This is a genomic window from Streptomyces sp. NPDC058985 (assembly GCF_042740985.1).
In the GTDB taxonomy this organism is placed as follows: Bacteria; Actinomycetota; Actinomycetes; order Streptomycetales; family Streptomycetaceae; genus Streptomyces.
Genome location: NZ_JBHYJX010000023.1, coordinates 1 through 5,820 on the forward strand (window position 1 = coordinate 1; position 5,820 = coordinate 5,820).

General features: G+C 71.3%; 7 protein-coding genes. 5 read left to right on the forward strand and 2 right to left on the reverse strand.

Annotated features, from left to right (window positions below; all coding sequences use genetic code 11):
- Positions 1–76 precede the first annotated feature (76 nt).
- The gene (locus ACFW01_RS20835) at positions 77–544 is read right to left on the reverse strand and encodes an RDD family protein (RefSeq protein WP_384505392.1); all 468 of its coding nucleotides are present in this window, start codon (positions 542–544) and stop codon (positions 77–79) included.
- Between the two features lie 220 nt (positions 545–764).
- Between ACFW01_RS20835 and glnA the strand changes: the two genes are divergently transcribed.
- From glnA to ACFW01_RS20850, 3 genes are all read left to right on the forward strand, one after another.
- On the forward strand, positions 765–2,174 hold the full coding sequence (gene glnA / locus ACFW01_RS20840) for a type I glutamate--ammonia ligase (RefSeq protein ID WP_114527715.1): 1,410 nt from the start codon (positions 765–767) through the stop codon (positions 2,172–2,174).
- A 168-nt stretch (positions 2,175–2,342) separates the two neighbouring features.
- On the forward strand, positions 2,343–2,600 hold the full coding sequence (locus ACFW01_RS20845) for a hypothetical protein (RefSeq protein ID WP_202558344.1): 258 nt from the start codon (positions 2,343–2,345) through the stop codon (positions 2,598–2,600).
- Positions 2,601–2,693: 93 nt separating this feature from the next.
- Positions 2,694–3,881, forward strand: a complete 1,188-nt coding sequence (locus ACFW01_RS20850) for a winged helix DNA-binding domain-containing protein (protein ID WP_384505396.1) — start codon at positions 2,694–2,696, stop codon at positions 3,879–3,881.
- A gap of 141 nt (positions 3,882–4,022) precedes the next feature.
- Here ACFW01_RS20850 and ACFW01_RS20855 read toward each other — a convergent pair whose 3' ends face one another.
- Positions 4,023–4,337 carry a hypothetical protein gene (locus ACFW01_RS20855; protein ID WP_234953900.1) on the reverse strand — a complete coding sequence of 105 codons (315 nt, stop codon included), beginning with the start codon at positions 4,335–4,337 and terminating at the stop codon, positions 4,023–4,025.
- Positions 4,338–4,512: 175 nt separating this feature from the next.
- Here ACFW01_RS20855 and ACFW01_RS20860 point away from each other — a divergent pair, with 175 nt between their 5' ends.
- Both ACFW01_RS20860 and ACFW01_RS20865 read left to right on the forward strand, forming a co-directional pair.
- Positions 4,513–4,887 carry an arsenate reductase family protein gene (locus ACFW01_RS20860; RefSeq protein WP_384505399.1) on the forward strand — a complete coding sequence of 125 codons (375 nt, stop codon included), beginning with the start codon at positions 4,513–4,515 and terminating at the stop codon, positions 4,885–4,887.
- A 98-nt stretch (positions 4,888–4,985) separates the two neighbouring features.
- On the forward strand, positions 4,986–5,684 hold the full coding sequence (locus ACFW01_RS20865; RefSeq protein ID WP_234953904.1) for a hypothetical protein: 699 nt from the start codon (positions 4,986–4,988) through the stop codon (positions 5,682–5,684).
- Positions 5,685–5,820: the final 136 nt, after the last annotated feature.

Sequence of the window (5,820 nt, forward strand, 5' to 3'; positions counted from 1 at the left end):
GACCGAATCACTTCGGTCGCCCCCATCGCCGTACCGGCGGCGTCGTCTCCGCGCCGGTGTCGTGCCGCGTGCCGGGTCAGACGCGGACTTCCACCGTGCGCGCCACCCTGTCGTGCAGGCCGCGGCCGTCGCGGTCCCAGATCAGCGCGGGGAGGGCGATGCACAGCAGGACCGAGCGCAGCAGGGCGCGCGGCGGGCTGGGGCGGCCGGTGGCCAGGTCGACCACGCGCAGGCCGAGGAGGCGCTTGCCCGGGGTGAAGCCGACCGTGCCGACGGTCAGCACACTGAGCACGAAGAAGATCAGCAGGGCCCAGTTGCCGGTCGCTTGCTCGTAGCCGTCCGTGATCAGGCCGTATGCGATCAGGAGACACAGGGCCCAGTCCACGGCCAGGGCGCCGATGCGCCTGCCCGGACGGGCGATCGAGCCCGGTCCCTCCTCGGGCAGACCGAGCCGCTCCCCCCGGTATCCGAGGTCGGCGCCGGACTCTTCGATGGCCGCGCGCGGCCCGGAGAGCCACGATCCGATTGCTTGCCTGTTGTCCACCCGAACACGGTACTGCGCCCGTATACGTACCGGGGACGGCGGGGTGTGGCAGGCCCCGATCGGGCCTAGGCTGGTGGCGGAGCCGGTTAACTTCTGCGAAACAAACGGGTCACGTTAGAGAAATCACCCGTCCCTAGGGTCGAGGAAGCGTGTGCCACCCGCACTGGCCGCACGAACGATCTACCACCCCGGCGGGACGGTCGGGAGTAGGAGGAGCTGGATGTTCCAGAACGCCGACGACGCCAAGAAGTACATCGCGGACGAGGACGTCAAGTTCGTCGACGTCCGCTTCTGCGACCTGCCGGGCGTCATGCAGCACTTCACGTTGCCCGCCGAGGCGTTCGACCCCGACGACGAGCAGGCCTTCGACGGATCCTCGATCCGCGGCTTCCAGGCCATCCACGAGTCGGACATGTCCCTGCGCCCGGACCTGTCCACCGCGCGCATCGACCCGTTCCGCCGGGACAAGACGCTCAACATCAACTTCTTCATCCACGACCCGATCACGGGCGAGCAGTACTCCCGCGACCCGCGGAACGTGGCGAAGAAGGCCGAGGCCTACCTCGCCTCCACCGGCATCGCCGACACGGCGTTCTTCGGCCCGGAGGCGGAGTTCTACGTCTTCGACTCCGTCCGCTTCGCCACCAGCGCGAACGAGTCCTTCTACCACATCGACTCCGAGGCCGGCGCCTGGAACACCGGCGCACTGGAGGACAACCGCGGGTACAAGGTCCGCTACAAGGGCGGCTACTTCCCGGTCCCGCCGGTCGACCACTTCGCCGACCTGCGCGCCGAGATCTCCCTGGAGCTGGAGCGGTCCGGCCTGAAGGTCGAGCGCCAGCACCACGAGGTGGGCACCGCCGGCCAGGCGGAGATCAACTACAAGTTCAACACGCTGCTCGCCGCGGCCGACGACCTCCAGCTCTTCAAGTACATCGTGAAGAACGTGGCCTGGAAGAACGGCAAGACGGCGACCTTCATGCCGAAGCCGATCTTCGGTGACAACGGCTCGGGCATGCACGTCCACCAGTCGCTGTGGTCGGGCGGCGAGCCGCTCTTCTACGACGAGCAGGGCTACGCCGGCCTGTCCGACACCGCCCGCTACTACATCGGCGGCATCCTGCGGCACGCCCCGTCGCTGCTGGCCTTCACCAACCCGACGGTGAACTCCTACCACCGCCTGGTCCCGGGCTTCGAGGCGCCGATCAACCTGGTGTACTCGCAGCGCAACCGCTCCGCCGCGATGCGCATCCCGATCACCGGCTCGAACCCGAAGGCCAAGCGCGTCGAGTTCCGCGCCCCGGACTCCTCCGGCAACCCGTACCTGGCCTTCTCGGCGCTGCTGCTCGCGGGCCTGGACGGCATCAAGAACAAGATCGAGCCGGCCGAGCCGATCGACAAGGACCTCTACGAGCTGGCCCCCGAGGAGCACGCCAACGTGGCCCAGGTCCCGACCTCCCTCGGCGCGGTCCTCGACCGCCTGGAGGCCGACCACGAGTTCCTCCTCCAGGGCGACGTCTTCACGCCGGACCTGATCGAGACGTGGATCGACTACAAGCGCGCGAACGAGATCGCCCCGCTGCAGCTGCGTCCGCACCCGCACGAGTTCGAGCTGTACTTCGACGTGTGATCGACTCGGCACCCGACGTCCGGCGCCCCCGTCCCCCGTTCTCGGGGGGCGGGGCGCCTTCGTCCGTGGCCGAAAACCCTTCACAGCGCGGACCGGGACCGGAATCATGTCCAGTAACACGATTGTTCGAGTCGGGTTCGGAGCAGGGGGACGGGGAGAGTGCCGGAGATGGCTGAGCGGGACGACGAGGAGCGCGAGTTCGACATCCGGTGGGCGGACGGCGCCGAGCACAAGGAGCCCTCCGCGCGCGCCCGGATGCTCGCCGCGCGCTGGAAGGAGAACCCACCCGGACCGGTCCCCTTCCGGGGCGACCCCGACCACGTGGGCTCGCCGCGCCGGTCGTCCTGGGTGTCCACCGTCATCGTGCTCGGCTGCGTGGCCGCGGTGATCGTCCTGCTGGGGTACATCAACTTCCGGGTGCCCTAGAGCGGCCTGCCGGGTTCGGGCGCGGGCCGTTGTCAGTGGGTCCGGGCAGGATAGGCGGACGAGGACGCTTCACGGACGGGCGGAGGGCCGGGGATGGGCGACGGCGGACGGCGGCACATCGGGGTCGCGGAGCGGCGGGACCGGCTGGCCCTGCGGCAGCGGCTCACCGCGTCGGCGCGCGCCGCGAGCCCGGAGGAGGTCGCCGGCGCACTGGTCGCGCTGCACGGCACGGACCCCGCCACCGTGCATCTGGCGGTGGGCGCACGGCTGACCGACGCGGCGAAGACCGTGGGCGCGACGGAGCGGGCGCTGTACGAGGACGGGACGCTGGTCCGGATGCACGGCATGCGGCACACCGTGTTCGTGTTCCCGGCGGAGCTGACCGCGGTCGTGCACGCCTCGACCGGCCGCACCGTCGCCGCCCGGGAGCGGGCCGCGCTGCTCAAGGACATGGCGGTGGCCGGGGCGCCGGACGCGGCCTGGCTGACGGAGGTCGAGGAGTCGGCCCTGTCCGCGCTGGCCCGGCGCGGACAGGCCACGGCGGCCGAGCTGGCCCGGGACGAGCCGCGCCTGAAGGAGCAGTTCGTGTACGCGGCCGGGAAGAGCTACGAGGGCGTGCACACCGTATCCACCCGCCTGCTGAGGGTGCTGGGCGTGGAGGGCAAGGTCGTCCGGGGCCGGCCGCTGGGGTCGTGGACGTCCAGCCAGTTCCGCTGGGCACCGGCGCCCGAGCACCCCGCGCTGGATCCGGGCGAGGCGCAGGCGGAGCTGTTGCGCCGGTGGCTGGCGGCGTGCGGGCCCGCGACCGAGGACGACCTCAAGTGGTGGACGGGGTGGCGGGTGACGGAGGTGCGCCGGGCGCTGGCCGCGATCGGCGCGGAGGCGGTGTCGCTGGACGAGGGCACGGGGTTCGTCGCCGCCGGTGACGCCGGTCCGGTGACCGGCCCGGCCGAGCCGTGGGCGGCGCTGCTGCCCGGCCTCGACCCGACGGCGATGGGCTGGCGGGGGCGGGACTGGTACCTCGCCCCCGAACTGCGGCCGGCGCTGTTCGACAGAAGCGGAAACGTGGGGCCGACGGTGTGGTGGAACGGCCGCGTGATCGGCGGCTGGGCCCAGCGGCCCGACGGCGAGATCGTCTGGCGGGTGCTCGACGGCGCGGGGGTCGGCCGGGAGGCGGAGTCCGCGATCGGCGCGGAGGCGGAGCGGCTGGCGGCGTGGGTGGGCAGGACCCGGATCACACCGCGCTTCCGGACGCCGCTGGAGCGGGAGCTGTCGGCGTAGTTCCGGGCACCCCCGGCCCGTCCGGCGTTTGAGGACGAGGCCGTTCGGGCCGAAGCGGGGGTCTGGGGGCGGCAGCCCAGCCCCCAGAGACGGCAACGACGACGCCGGGCACCGCACAACGGACGGCACCCGGCGCCGGGTTCACCGCGAGTACCGCATCAACGCCCGCACCATGTGGCACGTCGTGTCCGACGGCGGATGAACCCCGATCGTCAGCGCGGCGCTCCGTATCCTCTCGTTGCGCGCCTGGTTCGGCAGGTAGACGCCGGAGTCGAGCAGGGCGATGGCGAGCCGCATCGCCTTGAGCCGGCGGTTGTGCGTGACGTACCACTCGCGGGGGCGGCCGGGCGGCAGCGGACGCTTCTCCACGGGTGCGTACGGCAGGTCGAGCTGGACGGGCCGCTTGGCGGTGGACTGGGTGGGCAACGGCTTGGACTTCAGTGCGGCAGCGGGCACGGGCATCCTCCTGTCGCGGTCAGGGCGCCGTCCGGACCACCCGGCGACACCCTCGAACACTGCTTCTATTTTACCGCTCCCCACTGACAAAAGCCCCTGGCCACAAGGGCTTTCGGGGTTGCTGTGACGCACGGGGAGAACGAGTTTCGGAAGCCCTGCGGCTACCGTGTCCGGCATGGAAATCTGGATCAATCCGGCCTGCTCGAAGTGCCGCAGCGCGCTCAGCCTGCTCGATACCGAGGGCGCCGACTACACCGTCCGCCGCTACCTGGAGGACGTACCGACCGAGGACGAGATCCGTCAGGTGCTCGTCCGTCTCGGCCTCGAACCCTGGGACATCACCCGCACCCAGGAGGCCGCCGCCAAGGAACTGGGCCTCAAGGACTGGCCCCGTGACGAGGCGTCACGCGACCGCTGGATCACCGCGCTCGCCGGGCATCCCAAGCTGATCCAGCGCCCGATCATCACGGCGACCGACGGAACGGCCGTGGTGGGCCGCGCCGACGAGGCGGTGCGGGAGGCGCTGGCGCACGAACAGGGCGTTCTGTGACGCAGGTTACGTGTGCGAATCGGTGTGACTGCTGAGTAACCACGTTCGGTATCTCGTACATAGCGGCGTACGCTCCCCTATCCCTTCAGGAGGCGCGCATGTCGCGCAGGAGAACTCTCGGCACGAAGAAGAAGATCGCGCTGCTGGTCAGTGCCGCGGCGGTGGCGGGCGGCGGGGCCTTCATGATGGCGAACGCGTCGAACGCCGCGCAGACCGACCAGAACGCACAGACCAAGGCCGCGCAGGACTCGACCGTCTGCCAGGGGCTGGCCACGGCGCTCGGCAACAACCAGCGGTTCATCGACGGCCAGCGGGCCAATCCCGACGCGCAGTCCGAGGCCCGGATCGCCAACCGCGAGGCCGTCATCGCGGAGATCGAGCGCAAGCAGGAGGCCTCGGGATGCACCGCCGGGGAGTCGGCTCAGGACTCCCAGGCGACACAGCCCCCGCCGGCCGGGCAGGACGCGGGCCAGGAGGCGGGCGAGGAAGCCGGGCAGGACGCCGGTGAGGAACAGGCCGGGGAGCAGGCCGGCGGTGGCGCGCAGGCGGGTGAGCAGGTGTGCAACGGCTCCACCGTCACCCTCTCCGGCGAGGGCGGCGCGCCCGCCGCCTCCAGCAACCAGTTCCCCGTGGGCACCCAGCTCAAGGTGACCAACCTCGACAACGGCAAGTCCACCACGGTGGAGGTGAACTCGGTCTCGGGCAGCTGCGCGCTGCTGAACAACGCCGCGTTCGAACAGGTCAGGGAGGAGGGCAAGTTCCTGATCCGGCGGGCGCTGATCGAGAAGGTCGGGTGAGGCTCAGTCACCCGGCCCGGTGAGAAGCCCGCCGGGGGGGGGGGACCGCCCCGGGCGCCCCCCCCGGCGGGTGATGGGCCGCGGGTGGCCGTGGCGCCCGGGGAGCAGGGGCCCCCGGAACCCAAGTAACACGGGG

Bases quoted from the DNA above. Each gene is read 5' to 3' on its own strand.
- glnA (WP_114527715.1), top strand. From the start codon at position 765: ATGTTCCAGAACGCCGACGACGCCAAGAAGTACATCGCGGACGAGGAC.
- ACFW01_RS20845 (WP_202558344.1), top strand. From the start codon at position 2,343: ATGGCTGAGCGGGACGACGAGGAGCGCGAGTTCGACATCCGGTGGGCG.
- ACFW01_RS20850 (WP_384505396.1), top strand. From the start codon at position 2,694: ATGGGCGACGGCGGACGGCGGCACATCGGGGTCGCGGAGCGGCGGGAC.
- ACFW01_RS20860 (WP_384505399.1), top strand. From the start codon at position 4,513: ATGGAAATCTGGATCAATCCGGCCTGCTCGAAGTGCCGCAGCGCGCTC.
- ACFW01_RS20865 (WP_234953904.1), top strand. From the start codon at position 4,986: ATGTCGCGCAGGAGAACTCTCGGCACGAAGAAGAAGATCGCGCTGCTG.